Annotated in this window: 13 protein-coding genes; 3 read left to right on the forward strand and 10 right to left on the reverse strand. The window is 61.2% G+C overall.

All coding sequences use genetic code 11. The annotated features are described in order from the left end of the window. Nucleotides 1–231: 231 nt before the first annotated feature. The 5 genes from AB1Z34_RS05120 to AB1Z34_RS05140 form a co-directional block, all read right to left on the reverse strand. Nucleotides 232–1,044 carry a polyprenol monophosphomannose synthase gene (locus AB1Z34_RS05120; RefSeq protein ID WP_016422816.1) on the reverse strand — a complete coding sequence of 271 codons (813 nt, stop codon included), beginning with the start codon at nucleotides 1,042–1,044 and terminating at the stop codon, nucleotides 232–234. A gap of 12 nt (nucleotides 1,045–1,056) precedes the next feature. Continuing rightward, nucleotides 1,057–2,745, reverse strand: coding sequence for an apolipoprotein N-acyltransferase (lnt, locus tag AB1Z34_RS05125; RefSeq protein ID WP_367158013.1), 1,689 nt, complete (start codon nucleotides 2,743–2,745; stop codon nucleotides 1,057–1,059). Between the two features lie 38 nt (nucleotides 2,746–2,783). After that, complete coding sequence (locus tag AB1Z34_RS05130) at nucleotides 2,784–3,404, reverse strand: FxsA family protein (RefSeq protein ID WP_048734054.1); 621 nt, start codon at nucleotides 3,402–3,404, stop codon at nucleotides 2,784–2,786. A gap of 76 nt (nucleotides 3,405–3,480) precedes the next feature. Then, on the reverse strand, nucleotides 3,481–7,131 hold the full coding sequence (gene cobN / locus AB1Z34_RS05135) for a cobaltochelatase subunit CobN (RefSeq protein WP_070567063.1): 3,651 nt from the start codon (nucleotides 7,129–7,131) through the stop codon (nucleotides 3,481–3,483). A gap of 173 nt (nucleotides 7,132–7,304) precedes the next feature. After that, nucleotides 7,305–8,867 carry a lipase family protein gene (locus AB1Z34_RS05140; RefSeq protein WP_016422812.1) on the reverse strand — a complete coding sequence of 521 codons (1,563 nt, stop codon included), beginning with the start codon at nucleotides 8,865–8,867 and terminating at the stop codon, nucleotides 7,305–7,307. Nucleotides 8,868–9,118: 251 nt separating this feature from the next. Here AB1Z34_RS05140 and cobG point away from each other — a divergent pair, with 251 nt between their 5' ends. The 3 genes from cobG to cobJ are packed head-to-tail and all read left to right on the forward strand — an operon-like array spanning nucleotide 9,119 to nucleotide 12,570. Beyond that, nucleotides 9,119–10,294, forward strand: a complete 1,176-nt coding sequence (gene cobG / locus AB1Z34_RS05145) for a precorrin-3B synthase (RefSeq protein WP_042388712.1) — start codon at nucleotides 9,119–9,121, stop codon at nucleotides 10,292–10,294. Between the two features lie 11 nt (nucleotides 10,295–10,305). Further along, entirely contained in the window at nucleotides 10,306–10,956 is a 651-nt protein-coding gene (locus tag AB1Z34_RS05150; protein WP_016422810.1) for a precorrin-8X methylmutase, read from the forward strand. A 3-nt stretch (nucleotides 10,957–10,959) separates the two neighbouring features. Continuing rightward, on the forward strand, nucleotides 10,960–12,570 hold the full coding sequence (gene cobJ, locus AB1Z34_RS05155; protein ID WP_016422809.1) for a precorrin-3B C(17)-methyltransferase: 1,611 nt from the start codon (nucleotides 10,960–10,962) through the stop codon (nucleotides 12,568–12,570). 3 nt (nucleotides 12,571–12,573) lie between these two features. Here cobJ and AB1Z34_RS05160 read toward each other — a convergent pair whose 3' ends face one another. The 5 genes from AB1Z34_RS05160 to AB1Z34_RS05180 are packed head-to-tail and all read right to left on the reverse strand — an operon-like array spanning nucleotide 12,574 to nucleotide 17,266. Continuing rightward, entirely contained in the window at nucleotides 12,574–13,314 is a 741-nt protein-coding gene (locus tag AB1Z34_RS05160) for a cobalt-precorrin-6A reductase (protein ID WP_016422808.1), read from the reverse strand. After that, the gene (gene cobM / locus AB1Z34_RS05165) at nucleotides 13,302–14,075 is read right to left on the reverse strand and encodes a precorrin-4 C(11)-methyltransferase (protein ID WP_016422807.1); all 774 of its coding nucleotides are present in this window, start codon (nucleotides 14,073–14,075) and stop codon (nucleotides 13,302–13,304) included. Before cobM ends, AB1Z34_RS05160 begins: the two co-directional genes overlap by 13 nt. A 46-nt stretch (nucleotides 14,076–14,121) precedes the next feature. Then, nucleotides 14,122–15,348, reverse strand: coding sequence for a bifunctional cobalt-precorrin-7 (C(5))-methyltransferase/cobalt-precorrin-6B (C(15))-methyltransferase (locus tag AB1Z34_RS05170; protein WP_016422806.1), 1,227 nt, complete (start codon nucleotides 15,346–15,348; stop codon nucleotides 14,122–14,124). Further along, nucleotides 15,345–16,109 carry an SDR family NAD(P)-dependent oxidoreductase gene (locus tag AB1Z34_RS05175; RefSeq protein ID WP_367158015.1) on the reverse strand — a complete coding sequence of 255 codons (765 nt, stop codon included), beginning with the start codon at nucleotides 16,107–16,109 and terminating at the stop codon, nucleotides 15,345–15,347. Before AB1Z34_RS05175 ends, AB1Z34_RS05170 begins: the two co-directional genes overlap by 4 nt. Before the next feature lie 32 nt (nucleotides 16,110–16,141). Then, the gene (locus AB1Z34_RS05180; RefSeq protein ID WP_126108033.1) at nucleotides 16,142–17,266 is read right to left on the reverse strand and encodes a Xaa-Pro peptidase family protein; all 1,125 of its coding nucleotides are present in this window, start codon (nucleotides 17,264–17,266) and stop codon (nucleotides 16,142–16,144) included. Nucleotides 17,267–17,292: the final 26 nt, after the last annotated feature.

The following is a 17,292-nucleotide window of genomic DNA, read 5'->3' on the forward strand; positions in this document are numbered from 1 at the left end:
CTGAATAACCGGCCACGGGTAGTGCTCGACGGGTTAACTCCCCGGGAGGTAATCTCTGGTGTTATCCATGATGCAATGACCGCCTGACCCTACCGCCTGAAAAATGGCTTGAAACTGTCATAAACTAAGTCAGTTTCACATTTGCAGCCCCCATTCATACAGGCAGCCCGCAGTCATACAGGCAGCCCGTCTCCACACGGGCAGGCCGCAATCTTTGGGGCTGCCCTAGCCCTACTTGCGGAATCGCTGCTTAAACTCGTGACCAGCCAGGCGACCAATCTCCGACCCCAGGTTTTTTACCTGCTGCGAGCGGTGCTTGAATCCCCACTTGGTGACCTGCAGCAGAGACTGCTTCACAAAGCTGCCATCCATCTTGGACTCGCCGTACTCGCGCTCAGTAAAGGTGATCGGAACCTCCTCCACCAAGAAGCCCGCCTGTACAGCCTCAAAAGCGAGCTCGGTCTGGAACAGGTACGCAGCCTTGCCAATGTTCTCGAGGTCAAGGGTTTCGAGAACTTCCCGTCGATAAGCACGGTAGCCAGCGGTGATATCCGAGATGCCCGCGCCGAGCGCCAGCGAGATGTAGAGGTTGCCGCCGCGGGAGAGAACCTGACGGCTCATTGGCCAGTTGACGGTCTTGCCGCCCGGAATGTAGCGGGAACCGATGACGACATCGGCACCGTCCTCGAGCTTCTCCAGCAGCAGATGGAACTGCTCTGGTGCGTGGGAGCCGTCGGCATCCATCTCGCAGAGAACCTCGTAGTCTCGCTCGAGACCCCAAGCGAAGCCCGCGCGGTACGCACCCCAGAGACCGCCCTTGCCCTCGCGGTGCAGGACGTAGATGTGTTCTTCGCCGTTGTCCGACTTGTCAGCGGCAGCGATTTCATCGGCGAGCTCACCGGTGCCGTCTGGTGAAGAGTCATCGACAACCAAAATGTCGACGCGAGGCTCCGCTGCGCGCAGGCGTGCAATCACGCCCGGCAGGTTTTCCCGCTCGTTGAAAGTGGGAATGACAACCAGCGTCGACTCATTTAGGGCAGTCACTCGTGATTCTCCTTAGTGCATGTTCTGCTCAGTATCCCGGCCATCAACTTCATCTGCGCCTGCCCTGGCATCTCCGCCACGGCGACGCAGGACGGCACCAACCACACAAAGAATACCGAATGCGGTCAGTAGACCTTCAATCCACGTCTCGAAGCGGGCTGCAAAAGTCAGGTGGGCGTACTGAGGCAGAGTTTCAGTGAGTACCTTCTGCTCGAAGATTTTGCTCCGCTTTACGACGTCTCCGTGCGCATCCACAATCGCGCTCACACCGCTGGTTGCGGCGACGGCCGTGGAGCGTTGGAACTCCATGGCTCGCATGCGGCTCATGGCCAGCTGTTGGTAGGTCATGTCGGTGAAACCGAAGGTGGCGTTATTTGTGGGCGTGGCCAGCATGGTTGCGCCGTGTTTGACTGCGTTGCGGAAGGCACCATCGAAGACCACTTCGTAACAGGTGGCCACGCCTAGATTGACCTTCTTTAAACCATCGGTGCCTGGCGTTGTAACCACGGCATCGCCGTTGCCCGGAGTCATGTCTCCGGCGTGAGCGACCATGTCGGAAAAGTGACGTAGCAGTTCGCGGAATGGCATGGTCTCGCCGAAGGGCTGGAGATAGATTTTCTCGTGCTGGTCGCCGGGGCCGGTCTGCGGATCCCAGACCACCATGGTGTTTTGCACCCCATTGGTGTAGGTAAAGGTGCCGACCACGATGGGAGCGCCAATATTCATCGCGGCGTTTTCGATAATGCGTGCCGCTTCCCCATCCGTAAACGGGCTGACATCGGAGGAGTTTTCGGGCCAGATGACGATGTCCGGCTGCTCTTCCTTACCTTGGTGGACACGTCGGGCCAGCTCATTGGTGGCATCGGCGTGGTTTTGCAGGACTGCGCGGCGCTGGGCATTGAACTCTAAACCGAGGCGCGGAACATTGCCCTGGATAACCGCGACACGGGTGTTGTCAGCGGCCGTAGGCTCAGGCAGCGGTTGGGTCCACGCAGGAAGAACCCAGCCGACGAATAACGCTCCCACCAAAAGCGCAGCGGAGGTTGCATAGGAACGTAGCGTGAGCGCGACCAGTCCCGCACCAACGCAAGCAGCGAGGAAAGTGACCAATGCAGTGCTGCCGATTGCCACTGCTGGGGCCAGCGGGCCGTCGACCTGCCCCCAGGCAACGCGGAGCCAGGGGAAGCCTCCGAAAGGCCAGCGGGCTAGCAGCGCCTCCCCTGCCACGAGCGCAGCGGCCATGCCAGGGAGCTTCAGCGCGAGGGGGAAACTGGATTGGGCAATCAGCCACATCGCAAGCGCCGCCGGAATTGCGAGCAGTCCCAGCACAATTGAGAGCGCCACGTAGGGGCCAATGCCGACGAAGGAGCCGATCCACGGCAGTGAGAAAAGAGCCGTCGCTGTTGCCCAGCTGAAGCCCACCACTACGCTGGATTTCCAATCGGCTGCGCAGAAGAAGGCAAAAATGAGCAGGGCGAGGCCGATCCAGGCCGTCCACCACCAGCTCATGGGCGCATAGCTTAAGAACTGCAATCCACCAGCGAGGATTGCAATGAAGGCGAGAACGAGGCGCTGCTTTAGTGGGGTAAGCGCGCGAAAGCGCGCCTGCCAGCGATTCGGATTCTCCAGAATGTCTTTCGAAGCGTCTTTCTGAGCGACGTTCCCGTGCTCGCTGGAGCGCGCTTGGCGGTTAGTGTGCACTTGTATAAGAGAACTCTCTACGTTTGCGAGTTTTTGAGTTAGCGCTTGTCGCTGTCGTCCTGGTCATCATCCCAGGCGTTGTCCGGTGCCGGTGGGACGATTTTATCCTGTGGGAAGGCCTTGCCATCCGCACCCGGGAAACCACCAGAGAATCCAGGGAAACCCGAAAAACCGCCAGCACCAGCGCCAGTTCCTGGAGCACCCGGGTTCATGCCGTACTGAGAGACCACCATCATGCTGCGGTCACTGAAGTTGCGGAGTCCGTTGAGCAGCGCCACCGATCCGCTCTTACGAATCAGCCAGCGAGTCGGCGGTAGCACCATGAGGAAACCAACAACCGTGGAGACGACGCCCGGCAGGGCAATCAGCCAAGAGCCAACCAACAGGATTGCCGAGTCAGCCACAAAGTGTCCCGCGCCCTTTGCCGAGCGCTTGATTGCCTCCTCCGGATGCTTCTGTCCGTACTCAGTAAGAGTACGAGAAGTATCCAGCAGCAACTTCTGGTAGATGCGCTTGAACTCGATGGCGGCGAAAACCAATCCCAGAATGAATAGACCCAGAACCAGCAGGACGGTCCAGCCATAGCCAATCCATTCACCAAGTGCGATAAAGGCCGCAATCTCGGCGATGAGGTAAATAATTGTGAACCACTTGCTCATAGTTCCCCAGTGTAACCGCCACTAGATGAGCAAGTGGTTACGGCTATCGGCCGGTTAGACGACGACTAGCGGTCGCCTACCGGTCAGCGCGCTCCTCCAAGTCGCCCTCTGTATCCAGGTAGGTCTGGCGCAGCAGATCCATGCGTTCCTGGTCGGGGTTTTCCCACATACCGCGCTCTGCGGCCTCCATCAGGCGCTCGGAAATATCGTGCAGAGCCCACGGATTCGACTGTTCAAAGAACTCGCGGTTTTCCGGGTTCGCAACGTACTCGTCGGTAAGCGTTTCGTACATCCAGTCATCCATGACCTTCGCCGTCGCGTCGTAACCGAAGAGGTAGTCGACGGTTGCGGCCATTTCGAAGGCGCCCTTGTAGCCGTGGTTACGCATTGCCTGCATCCAGCGTGGGTTGACCACGCGGGCACGGAAGACACGTCGCGTCTCCTCGTGCAGGGTGCGGGTACGCACGGCGTCCGGGCGCGTGGAATCTCCCACATACGCTTCTGGAGCGGAACCCGTCAGTGCACGGACCGTGGCGATCATGCCGCCGTGGAACTGGAAGTAGTCATCGGAGTCGGCGATATCGTGCTCGCGGGTATCGGCATTCTTCGCGGCAACCTGAATACGGCGGTAGGCCGTCTTCATGTCGTCAGCGGCCTCTTCCCCGTCGACGCCGCGGCCATAGGCGTAGCCGCCCCAGGTTGTGTAGACCTTCGCCAGGTCCGCGTCATCGCGCCAGGAACCGGAATCGATAAGTTGCAGCAGGCCAGCTCCATAGGTGCCCGGCTTGGAACCGAAGATACGGCGCGGGCGCTCCTGCTGGTCGGCCTTCGCATGGGCGCGCACGTAGTTGTCCTCATCGGATTCATCAAGCTTGACGACGAGCTGAAACGCGTCATCCAAAAGGTCGATAACATGCGGAAACGCATCACGGAAGAAGCCGGAAATACGGACGGTCACGTCAATGCGCGGTCGGCCCAGCTCCTCCAGCGGAATCGGCTCAAGGCCGACAATACGGCGAGATGCGTCATCCCACACCGGATGCACACCAATCAACGCGAGCACCTCGGCGATGTCATCGCCCGAGGTACGCATGGCGGAAGTGCCCCATACCGACAAGCCAACCGACTTCGGGTACTCGCCGTGGTCGGCGCGGTAGCGTTCAATCAGGCCATCGGCGAGGTTGACGCCGGTTTCCCAAGCCAGGCGCGACGGCACCGCCTTGGGGTCGACCGAGTAGAAGTTGCGGGCAGTTGGCAGCACGTTGACCAGGCCGCGCAGTGGTGAACCGGAGGGGCCAGCCGGAACGAATTCGCCATCGAGAGCGGAAAGAATGCGCGGGATCTCCTCGCTGGTAGCAGCCAGGCGCGGGAGAATTTCGTCGCGGGTGAACTGCAGCAGCTCGACAACCTGATCGAGGCCGTTTGGTGCCGCGATATCGGCGAATTCCTCGGAGCCGAGCACATCAGCCGCGATCTGTGTCACTGGTTGGTCGGGATTCTTCACCACGGCGGTTACCAGTGCCGTAGCCAGTGCATCGATAGAGTCCACAGCGTGGCGTTCATCGGTGCCGTCCTCGGCCAGGCCGAGAGCTTCGCGCAGGCCCGGCAGGGTCTGCTTGCCGCCCCACAGCTGGCGGGCGCGCAACATGGTGGTCACAGTGCCGATTAGAGATTCGTCTTCCGGTGCCTGGCTGAGCACGTGGAGGCCACCGCGGATGGCGACGTCCTTAATCTCGCAGAGCCAGCCGTCGACATGCATGAGCATGTCATCGAAGACCTCCTCGTCCGGGCGCTCGTCCCAGCCGAGGTCGCGGTCCATCTTCGCGGCGGTCAGCAGCGTCCAAATCTCCTGGCGGATGGCCGGCAGCTTGGCCGGATCCATGGCGGAGATGTTCTGGTGCTCGTCGAGAAGCTGTTCCAGACGGGTGATGTCACCGTAGGATTCGGCGCGGGCCATTGGCGGAATGAGGTGGTCGACAAGCGTGGCGTGAGCACGGCGCTTGGCCTGTGTGCCTTCGCCCGGGTCGTTGACCAGGAAGGGGTAGATCATTGGCAGCTCGCCGATGGCAGCATCCGGGCCGCAGGAAGCGGAAAGGCCGACGGTCTTGCCCGGCAGCCACTCCAGGTTGCCGTGCTTGCCCATGTGAACCACGGCATCGGCGCCGAAACCGCCCTCCGCCTGCGGCAGCGACAGGAAGCGGTAGCAGGCCAGGTAATGGTGCGTCGGCGGCAGATCCGGGTCGTGGTAGATACCCACCGGGTTGTCACCGAAACCGCGCGGTGGCTGCACCATGACCACGACATTGCCGAAGGTCAGGCCCGCAATGTAGATGTCCTGGGTATCCGGGTGGACGTACAGGGTGCCCGGCGCGGCACCCCACTTGTCCTGCATGTCGGAGCGAAGTTCTTCCGGCAAGGTAGCGAAGAACTTCTCGTAGGTGGCAGCGGGCAGGCGAAGCTCGGCTGCCTCCATAACCTCTTCGGTCAGCCAGTCCGGGTCCTGGCCGCCGGCCTCGATGATGGCGTGCATGAACGCATCTGGTTCATCGGCACCATCCTCGGCGGTGGCATATCCGGGGATTTTGGTGGTGTCGCCGAGGTTGTATCCGGCGTCGGCAAGCGCGTGCAGCACCTTCAACGTGGATGCTGGTGTGTCCAGACCGACAGCGTTGCCGATGCGGGCGTGCTTGGTCGGGTACGCAGAGAGCATGACGGCGACGCGCTTGTCAGCGTTGTTGATGTGGCGGAGCGCGGCGTAACGGGTGGCGATGCCGGCCAGGCGGTCGCAACGCTCGAGATCCGGGACGTAGGAAATGAGCTCGTCGGAGTCGATTTCCTTAAACGAGAACGCGACCGAGATGATGCGGCCGTCGAATTCGGGGACGGCGACCTGTGTTGCGACGTCCAGCGGCGACAGACCTTCGTCGTTGTCCTCCCATGCCGCCTTGGACGAAGTCAGGGCCAAACCCTGGATGATGGGAATGTTCAGGTCTGCGAGTGCGGCGACATCCCAGCCGTCATCGTCCTGGCCGGCCTGCGCGAGTGCCGGGCGGTTGCCGCCAGCGGCGAGCACCGTGGTGATGAGCGCGTCGCAGGAAGCTAGCTCTGCCAGCAGTTCATCGCTGGCGGTGCGCAGGGACGCGGCGAAGATAGGCTTGGCGACGTAGCCGCGAGCCTCGACCGCGTCAGCAAGCGCCTCAATGTAGTGCGTATTTCCCGCCAGGTGCTGGGCGCGGTAGTAAATAATGCCGACGGTGCCGCGGGAATCTTCCGTGGCCACCTTGGAGTCGCGCTCCAGGAAACCCCAGGCCGGCATGCGAGTGGGCTCTTCAAAGCCAAGACCGGTCAGAAGCAGTGTGTCCGACAGGAAATTGTGCAGCTGTGCGAGGTTCTTTGCGCCGCCTTCCGCCAGGTAAATGTGCGTTTGCGTGGCGACGTTTGCGGGAACTGTCGAATACTCGGTGAGTTCGGCATCGGGTGCCTGCTCACCGGAGACGAGGACGGTGGGAATACCGGAGTTCACAAAGTAGTCGATGCCGGATTCCCAGGCGCGGCGGCCACCGAGAAGTCGGATGATGACGACATCGGCGCCGTCGGCAAGCGTGGGCAAATCATCGTCGAGCAGACGCGCCGGGTTTGCCCAACGGTAGGACACCTCCGGGTTGGCCTGAGCGGCCGCGCGGGCGGACAGAAGGTCGGTATCCGAGGTCGACAGCAGCAGAATCACGGTGTAGACATTCACTTCCTGGGGAGCAACGCGTCCCCGGTCGGCGGGAGTCTGCCTTCTAACCGATGACGAGGTCTGACTGTGACAGTGGCGCGACCGTGCGGATTTTCACCGAGCTTCTCGTCAGAGGCATGGCAGTGGATTTCTCCATCACTCTACTGCAGCGCCTGTTGCTAGAGTTCCAGCGACTGCTCTGCGGGCTGGTCCGGGAAGTGCGACCAGAGGAAGTCGGTGGCATTAGTCAGTTCCGCGAGCATCGGAACGACATGGTTCAGGCCAGTCTTCGGCAGCAGAGGCGAAGTCGTGTTTTCGACGTACTCCAGGTCGGTGAAGCCGAGATTCAGCCAGGCATCACGGAGCTTGCGGACCTGGTTGATAGGGATAATGTCATCGTGCTCACCCGAGTAGAGGTACACCGGGGCATTTGGCACGAAGTTGCCGACACGCTGGCGTGCGAGTTCCTTCTGCACCGGATCGTAGCGCTTAATCAGCTCGCTGAGGGATTCCCCGCTAGTCGTGTACTGATCGGTGGTTTCAAACGAGTGATGGAAACCCAAGCCACCCGCGCAGTAGTTGCCTACGTTGTCCAGCAGTTCTTTGCCTTCGGGGCTGATTTCTTCTTTGAGGACTCGGCGCAGCTCCGGATCCTTGTCCAGGACAGAGTTGATTGCCAGTGCGATCGCGGCGGTCAGCGTGGTGCCGTCAATCTGGTCGAGGACGTTTGCGAGATCGGAAGGCGGGCCGCCTGCGGCAGATGCGGCGACGTTGAGCTCCGGAGCATAGACACCTGCGCGCTCAGCGGCTGCGGCAGCTGCGGAGCCGCCCTGGGAGTAGCCATAGATTCCCACGGGTGCCTTCTTGTCCACGCCGAGCTCGTGTGAGGCAGACACGGCATCAAACAGCGACTGTGCCGAGGCAATGTTGTCGACATAGTCCTGGTTGCCCTGGGCATTGCGGTGGTGGTCAATCATCACCACAGTTGCGCCTCGCTTCAGGTTTGCGACCATCGGAATCGTCTCGTATGGGGCAATAATGTCCATCGGGCCGAACTCGATCTTCAACCCGGTCTGTGACGAGACCGAAGGATCGCACTTTTCCGCGCCACCCTGCGTGCCCGGCGCGATTGCCACGACCGGGCGCGGACCACTGCCCTTCCACTCCGTCTTCGGAGTCACCACAATGGCGGTGTCGACACTGGGATTTCCGAGAGAATCTGTGGAGTTGTAGTGAATACGCTTGGCATCTACATTCCACAGCTTGTCGTTCACCATCATCTCGGCATTCTCGCTGCTGACCAGCGTGCCGGCATTTGCCGTGCGCGACGGGGTCAGCGGCAGGGAATTCAGCGGAGAGGCTGCGGCCACGCGTGCCTGTTCCGGGGTCAGCTGCCTGCCTGCACCCTCGCTGTCAGACTCCTCATCGTCCTCCTCGATGCCAAGCAGCCGCTCGACATTCGGATTTGGCACATGCCCGAAGCCAGGCAATTCGCGGCTTGCGCCCACCGACGGCACCTTATCCCCCAGCGCACTATCTGACAGGTCCGGGATGTTTAGCGGCTGTGCGGTTGCCGGGGTAGCCAGACCGATGGTCATAAGACCCGCTAACGCTACCCCGATTCCCGTTCGGATTGTGCGACGGTTTCGTCGTGAAGCAGAGCGTGTCTGTGTCGAGGCACGGCCGGTGCCGACGGTGTCGTGTGCCTCGTGCGTGAGTGCTTCAGCGTCGTGATGTGGCATGAAATCTCCTGAATAACCCCAGATTGAAAACCCAATGAAAACTTCCCTTAATTCAGAGGAAGTTAGGTTATGAAAACAATAAGGTTTTAAAAAGGTAGATCGGTGGATTTTCAGTGAAGAATTTGTATGTTTTTGCGGAGGGGTATGAAAACTCCACTTCAGGATGGTTTCGTTGGGCTGGAAAGGGGCTGGATAATGTGCCCCTGTTTTCGGGGGCTCAGCTCTGTGTGTGTTTGCGTATTCTTGAGAGTATGACTGCATCTGATCAAGGAACCCGCACTCGTCAGGACGGTTGCCCCGGCAGCCGCAAGGTTCATATCGCAGCTGATGGCGCAATTGGTCGTCTGCGCTTCCCCGGAGGCTTTCTCCCCGCGCCGGGCTTCGCCGTACTCGCCGATTTGGCCGAGAATTTCGGCGACGGTGATATTCACTTCACCTCCCGCGGCAATGTTCAGATCCGGGGCATCACCAACACCGGCGCATTCGCCGATGCCGCGGAAGAAGAGAAGCTGGTTCCCTCCACCAGCCACGACCGCGTACGCAACGTTCTTCAGTCGCCGCTGTCCGGTCGCGTCGGCGGTAAAGCTGATGTGCGTGACCTGGTTCAAGAGTTCGACAAGGCTCTCATCGCGGAGCCGTCGCTGGCAACACTGCCAGGTCGCACACTCATGGCTTTCGACGATGGCCGCGGTGACGTGCTCGGTGAGCGCCCCGACTTCGGTGTTGTCGCCCACGATGAGAACACGTTCGAACTCATCATTGGCGGCGCGACCTCGGGGCTTGTCGTCTCGCGTGACGACGTCGTGGAGGCTCTCATCACCACAGCGAAGGTGTGGAATGACAGCCGTGGTTCAGCCTGGCGCATCGCGGAAGCCAATGCGGCCGAGCGCATTGCTGATGCCGTAGTCGAGGAATTGGGCGCGCGAGTTCGTCGCCAGGAGCCGACCCCGGCTGAGAGCTTTGATGCCACCGCCGGGCTGTCCCGCCAGATCGGTTGGATTGACCAGCCGGATGGCCTGGTTAGCCTGGCCGCTGGCCTGCGCTTTGGCGTCCTCCCGGCGCGTCTGGCCCGTGCGATTTCGCATACGCAAGTTCCTGTGCACGTCACTCCGTGGTACTCGCTGATTCTGCACGATTTGGAAGAGGAAGTTGCCGAACAGGTCGTCAAGGTATTGGCGCCCAATGGCCTGATCTTCGACCGGAAGTCCACCTGGCTGCGCGTCAGCGCCTGCACCGGACGCCCCGGCTGCAAAAAGTCTCTGGCTGACACCCGCGGCGATGCTTCTCACGCAATTGCCGATGGCCGACTGCCCGAGGGGCGCGTGCACTTCTCCGGTTGTGAGCGTCGCTGCGGCAAGCCCAAGGGCGGTTACTTCGACTATCTCGCCACCGGAGACGGAGAATACGAAGTCACTGCTGTGGACTAGGCTTTAAGCCTATGAAGCGCTTTGAGTACAACACCGACGGTGCGGATATTTACCGTAACTCGTTTGCCATCATTCGCGAAGAAAGCGATCTTTCCCGCTTCGATGCCGATGAGGAAACCGTCGCTGTCAGAATGATTCACGCAGCAGGTCAGACCGACCTGGCCAAGGACATCGTCTTTTCCACGGGAGCTGTGCGCGCAGCTCGCCAGGCTCTCGAGGAAGGCGCTCCTATCTTCACCGATGTCAACATGATCGCCTCGGGTATTACCCGCAAGCGCTTACCTGCTGACAACGAGGTCATCTGCCTGCTGCGTGATGAGCGCGTCCCCGAGCTGGCTCAAGAACTCGGCACCACGCGCACTGCTGCTGCCGTGGAGCTGTGGAAGCCACGCCTAGAGGGCGCGGTCGTCGCCATCGGCAACGCTCCCACTGCCCTCTTCCACCTGCTCAACCGCATTAATGAGGGCTCCTTCCCCATGCCCGCTGCCATTTTGGCCCTGCCAGTGGGCTTCGTCGGTGCCGCGGAATCAAAGCAGGCCACTATCGACTCCGGTGCCGAAAACCCAGAGCTGAAGTACATCACCGTCACCGGCCGTCGCGGTGGCTCGGCTATCACCTGTGCTGCCCTCAATGCCATTGCCACCGCAAAGGAGATTATCTAAACCATGTCCGGCTCCTACAGTGCTCAGCCTGGTCATCTCTACGGCGTCGGACTCGGTCCCGGCGACGCAGGTCTCATTACACTCCGCGGTGCCGACATCATCCGCACAGCCGATGTCATCGCCTACCATGCAGGAACTCACGGACGTTCCACGGCGCGCTCAATCGCCGCCGAACTGATTGACGCGCGTGACGACGCTGCCGTGGAAGAGCAGTTGCAATACCCGGTGACCACCGGGCGCCCAGTCGACTACCGCGAGCAGCTCGCCGGTTTCTATGCAGAGGCCACTGCTCGCCTGCACAAGCACTTGGCCGAGGGACGAAGTGTTGCAGTTCTTTCGCTCGGTGACCCGATGCTCTATAGCTCGTACCAGCATCTGCATCACGCCCTCAGCGAGGACTTTCCCACTGAGATTGTCCCTGGAGTGGCCAGCATTACTGCGGCGGCAGCAGAGATTGGTCAGCCGCTCGGCGAGGCTACCGAAATCGTCAGCGTTGTTCCCGCCACCGCTGATTCCGAGCGCATCGCTGCGGTTCTTGACGCCTCAGACTGTGTAGTCATTATGAAGCTGGGGAAAAACGTTGAGAAGGTTCGTACAGCGTTGCAGTCCGCAGGCATGCTCGAGCGCGCCTACGTTGTCGAGCGAGCAACCATGAATGAGCACACCAGCTACCCGCTGGCCGATGCAGACCCGGAGAAAGTTCCGTACTTCGCAGTAGCCGTCGTGCCTTCCGCTGTCTACGGAACTGAACGGAGTGTTTCTGGGGCGCCTGAGCCAGCTAATGATGCGGCGAGCGATACAGTCACCGATACGGCGACTGAGTCGGCTGCCCCAGCAGTTGGTGAAGTCGTCGTTGTCGGCCTAGGCCCGGGTGCGGAGCGCTGGACCACCCCAGAAGTCACCGAGGAACTGGCCCGAGCCACGGATCTGGTTGGCTACTCCACCTACATCAACCGGGTTCCTGAGCGCGCCGGGCAACGCCGCCACCTCTCAGACAACCGCGTAGAGGCAGAGCGAGCCACTATGGCGCTGGATATCGCCAAGCGTGGAGGTCGAGTTGCGGTGGTCAGTTCCGGTGACCCGGGGGTCTTCGCCATGGCGGCCGCAGTGCTGGAAGTCGCTGATGACGATATGTGGCGAAACATTCCAGTTCGAGTCGTGCCGGGCATGACTGCTGCTCAGGCTGTCGCAAGTCGAGTGGGTGCTCCCCTTGGCCATGACTTTGCGATGCTCAGTCTCTCCGACAGGTTGAAGCCCTGGGAGGTCGTCGTTAAGCGAGTGCGTGCCGTAGCCGGAGCAGACATGGCATTTGCTGTCTACAACCCGGCATCCAAGTCGCGGAGATGGCAGATTCGAGAGCTACGCGCATTGGCCATGGAGTACCGCGAACCGACAACGCCTGTGATTGTGGCACGGGCAGTTGGCTCGGAGCAGGAAAACGTTACCGTGACCACGTTGGCGGAGTTCGATCCGGATGTCGTCGATATGCGAACCATGGTGATTATCGGTTCGTCGTCGACGAAGGCGTATCGTGTCGGCAAGACCACTCGGGTCTACACCGCACGTCACTACGGTGAGGGCGGCACCAGCGGAACTGGCGAGTTGCTGCGTTAGCCGCTACGCCCGGCGGATGACGGCGTTGTACGCCTCATCCACCGTTGTGGCGACGGTGGCGATATCCGCGCCGGGCAGCTGTGGGCGCTGCACGATAACGACCGGCTTCTTCAGGTCGCGGGCGGCCTCAATCTTGGCGTAGGTAGCAGCACCACCGGAGTTTTTGGTCACTACGCAGTCCACGGCGTAATCCCGCATGAGCTTGCGCTCCGCTGCGACATCGTAAGGCCCACGGCTGAGAATAATCTTCCGATTCTTCGGCAGCGGCGGCGCGGGCTGTTCCACGCAGCGAATGAGGTAACGGCCGTTGGAGTCACCGGCAAATGGAGCAAGCTGCTGACGGCCAATAGTGAGAAACGGGCTGTAGAAACGGTCGGCAACAACGTCCGCGGCCTCCTGCATAGAGGACACCTCAATCCAGTTGTCTCCTGGCTGCTTCTCCCACGCAGGGCGATGCAGCGCAACAAGCGGAATACCGGTGGCGCGGGCAGCTTCAGCAGCAGATTCGCTGATCTGTTCTGCATACGGATGCGTGGCATCGATGATGACTTCAGTGGCATCGGAGATGAGCCACCGAGTCAGTCCTGCGGGACCGCCAAAACCGCCAATGCGGACATTGCCGACGGGCAGCTTCGGGTTAGAAACGCGACCGGCCAGTGAAGAGGTGACAAACCAGCCCTCGCCCACTAAGCGCTTGGCCAGGGCGCGGGCTTCAGCAGTTCCACCCAGAATTAGTGCACGCATGGAATGGTCCGTCCGTGTTCATCGCGTGGACGATCATCGCTGTAGAGGTAGCTATCCGGGAACGCCTCGGCGGTGAGCACCTTGCCGACAATGATGACAGCCGTACGAGTCACACCTGCATCCTTGACCTGCTGCGCGATATCAGACAGCGTGCCGCGGAGAATAACCTGTTCCGGACGGGATGCGAAAGCCACGACTGCCACCGGACCGTGCTCACCATAATGCGGGGTGAGCTCCTCGACCACACGATCGATGTCGTGGGCGGCCAAGTGAATGCACAGAGTTGCGCCCGTGCGGCCGAAGTTCTCCAGGGTCTCGCCCTCCGGCATCTTGGAAGCGCGCCCGGAGATACGAGTCAGCACCACCGACTGGCCAACAGTTGGCACCGTGAGCTCGTGGCCGAGAGCGGCCGCAGCCGCGGAAAATGCCGGCACACCCGGAACGATTTCGTAGTCAATGCCGAGCTCGCTGAGACGACGGACCTGTTCTGCCAGCGCCGACCACACCGACGGGTCGCCGGACTGCAGGCGTGCGACATCCTTGCCCGCCGCATGCGCTGCCTGAATGGTTTCGATGATGGTATCCAGCGGCATTCGCGCGGTGTTGATGATCTCTGCGCCTTCGGGGCAGTGTTCCAGCACCTCAGGCGGGACAATCGATCCCGCGTAAAGGCACACTGGGCAGGAACGAATAAGCCGGTCCGCGCGCAGCGTCAGCAAATCCGCTGCCCCCGGGCCTGCACCGATGAAATACACAGTCATTGTGAGTTACAGAGTCCTCAATATTTTCTAGACAGAGAAATTACGTCTATGGTAGCGCAGGCTCTACTGGCTTCTCCGCCACCCACTGCACCACCGGCAACGTAGGGCGCCACGCAGTGAAACTGCCGACTGCACCTGCGCGCTCCACGGAAATCCGGGTGACATCCCCGCCATAGTCGCGACGCGCCTGCCACAGCAGAGCCTCCGACTCCAGCGTCACGGTGTTTGCGACGATGGTGCCTCCCGGGGCAAGGCGTTGCCAACAGGTTTCAATCATGCCGTCAGCAGTGAGACCTCCGCCGATGAAAATGGCATCGGGGCGAAGATTCGAGTCAGCCAAAACCTCTGGCGCTGCGCCATGGTGGACATTCACATTGCCAGACAGAGTCGCCACATTCTTAGCAATTCGCTCTGCACGAATAGCATCGCACTCGAAAATTTCCGCACGTCCGCCGTGCCGAGCCCACTCAATGCCAATCGACCCCGTGCCACCGCCGACATCCCACAGCAGCGCTCCCGGCCGCGGATCCAACGCAGCGACCGTCATTTGGCGAATCGGCGCCTTCGTCAGCTGGCCATCTGAATCAAAGTCACCGTCGCGCAGCCAGCCGCGCGCGCTTCCCGACGGCTCCACCGCCAGCACCGTGAGGTTGCCAGCTGGAACTGGTGGGTTCGCCACCGTGCCTGCGGCAACGGACTCCGGCAGCCCTGTAGCTTCCGTGCCGCCGAGATTGGTCAGCGCGGTGAGCTTGGTGTCTGGGCGGTCGGCTAAAACCGTAGCGACCTCTTTCACTGAGTCCGCGTTTCGGCACAGCACCAGGAAGGGCCGTAGTGAATCCGCTACCGGTACGACACGCGCGGCACCAGGTAGCCCCGGCTCGCCTGTCACCAGCGAAATCACCGGAGTGTCATGCAAGGGCCAGCCGAGGTAAGCGCAGGCCAACGAGGCTGACGATGGCGCTGGAATAACCTCCACGGCGCCACGGCCGAGCTCCCGGACCAGGGACACGCCGACACCGTGGAACATGGGATCGCCACTGGCGAGGATGACATCGACTGCGGGGTCAATATCTGCCAGGGTGGCCCGCCAATCCTTCCAGAAGCCACCTGGCCAAGGTGAGAGGTCGGCGTCCAGGTTGACGTCGGCAAGCAAATGGAGCTGACGGGGAGAGCCAATGATGCGGCGAGCCGACGACAACGCCTCGACAGCGCGCGCGGATAGGCCAGGGTACCCGTCGCAGCCGATGCCGACGACGCGAAGCTTTGGGCTCATCGGGGCATCTTCCGCCAAATCCAGCGCGGAGTCAGATGTGTGACGCGTGCGAGCAATGCCAATTTACGCGGCACCCAGACGTGGGGCTTCCGACCGTCGAAAGCAGTGACGGCGGCCTCCGCGACCTCGGCGGGGCGCGAGGACATCGGCGCTGGCTTCATGCCTTCGGTCATGCGGCCGATGACGAAGCCCGGCCGGACAATCGTCAGCTGAATATGGCTCCCGTGCAGGCGGTCCTGCATGCCCTGGAGGAAACCATCGAGACCGGCCTTCGCCGAACCGTAGACGTAGTTGGCGCGGCGCACGCGGGCACCTGCGATAGAGGAAAAGGCCATGATGCGGCCCGCGACCTTATCGCGCACAGGCAGCGTGCCGGAGGCGATGTCGGACTCCATGCGCGCGACAATCTCAGTGAGAATCGATGCCTGTGCTGTGAAGTCGGTATGAATGACTGCCGCAGCAGCCTCGCCGGACTCCTCACACTTCCGTTGATCACCGAGGATACCGAACGCGACAATCACCGTGTCGATGGGACCGTGCTGCCAGGCGTGCTCGACGAACTGGCGGTGTGCCGCGATGTCATCGGCATCAAAGTGGATGCGGTGCACCGCGACGGCACCGGAGTCGATGAGCCGACCGGCAATGCCGTCGAGCGCCTCAGTGCGGCGCGCAGCGAGCGTGAAGGTGTTGTGGTTGGCCAGTCGCGCGGCAACTTCCCCGCCGATCTCGCTGGTGGCACCAAGAACGAGTACGTGTCCCATGCGCTAGAAAATACCTTTCCTCTAAACCTCGATTAGACGGTAATTAAATCGTGCGGACCATTATTGACCGATTCTCCGCCGTCTTCGGTGACAACGATGATGTCTTCCAGCCGCATACCGAACTCACCCGGCAGGTACACACCCGGCTCCACCGAAAACGCCATGCCAGGCTCGAGCTTGAGCTCATTGCCAGCCATAATGAACGGCTCTTCATGCGTGGACAGGCCAATGCCATGACCAGTGCGGTGAATGAAGTACTCGCCGTAGCCCGCAGCGGTGAGGCTATTACGCGCAATCGCATCGATCTCTGCAGCCGTCACACCGGGGCGCACCGCCGCCACGGCAGCTTCCTGCGCCTTGCGCAGAGCCGCCCACGCTGCAGCTTCCTTCTCCCCCGGCTTGCCGACGACATAGGTGCGCGTGCAATCGGAGTGGTAGCCAAGCGGCAAGGTGCCTCCGATATCGACGACCACCACGTCGCCTTCCTCGATGACGCGGTCGGAGAAATCGTGGTGCGGATTCGCACCATTTTCAGCGGAGCCGACAATGACGAAGTCAATGGCGACGTGCCCCTCCTCCAGGATGGCAGCCGAAATCTCATCGGCGACCTCGCGCTCAGTGCGACCTGCGCGCAGCATACCCGGCACACGAGCGTGAACGCGGTCAATAGCGGCGCCGGCCTCGCGCAGCTGATCAATCTCAGCGGCGTCCTTGCGCATGAACAGTTCCTTCAGAAGGTCTCCGGCCAACACAGTCTTAGCTCCGGTGAGATCCTGGATAGGAATCAAGTGGTCAGCGGTCAAAGAGGCTCCCACTGCGAGGGTGCCCACGTGGCCCACCAAGTCGGCGACAATGCGGTGCGGATTCTGGCCGTCTTCCCACAACACCACATCGGCATTGAGGTCACCGATTGCACACAGTGGCAGGTCCCCGCGCTCAACAGCGGGCAGTACCAGCGTGGTGGTGCCGGATGCAGTGACCACCAGCGCGGTCAGGCGTTCATGCGAAGTGACCGCAGAACCAATGAGATACTGCAGGTCAGCGCCGGTTCCAAAGACTGCAGCGTCCGCATCGCGGCTGCGGAGTAGCTCCGCAGTGCGATCCAGACGCTGCTGATAGATGTCAAAGCTAAAGATACCGTTGCTCATAGTTGCCAACTGTACCCGTCGGCCTGTGCCCGTCG

Origin of the sequence: Corynebacterium sp. 045007 (assembly GCF_040743205.1) — a bacterium.
Classification (GTDB): Bacteria; Actinomycetota; Actinomycetes; order Mycobacteriales; family Mycobacteriaceae; genus Corynebacterium; species Corynebacterium jeikeium_D.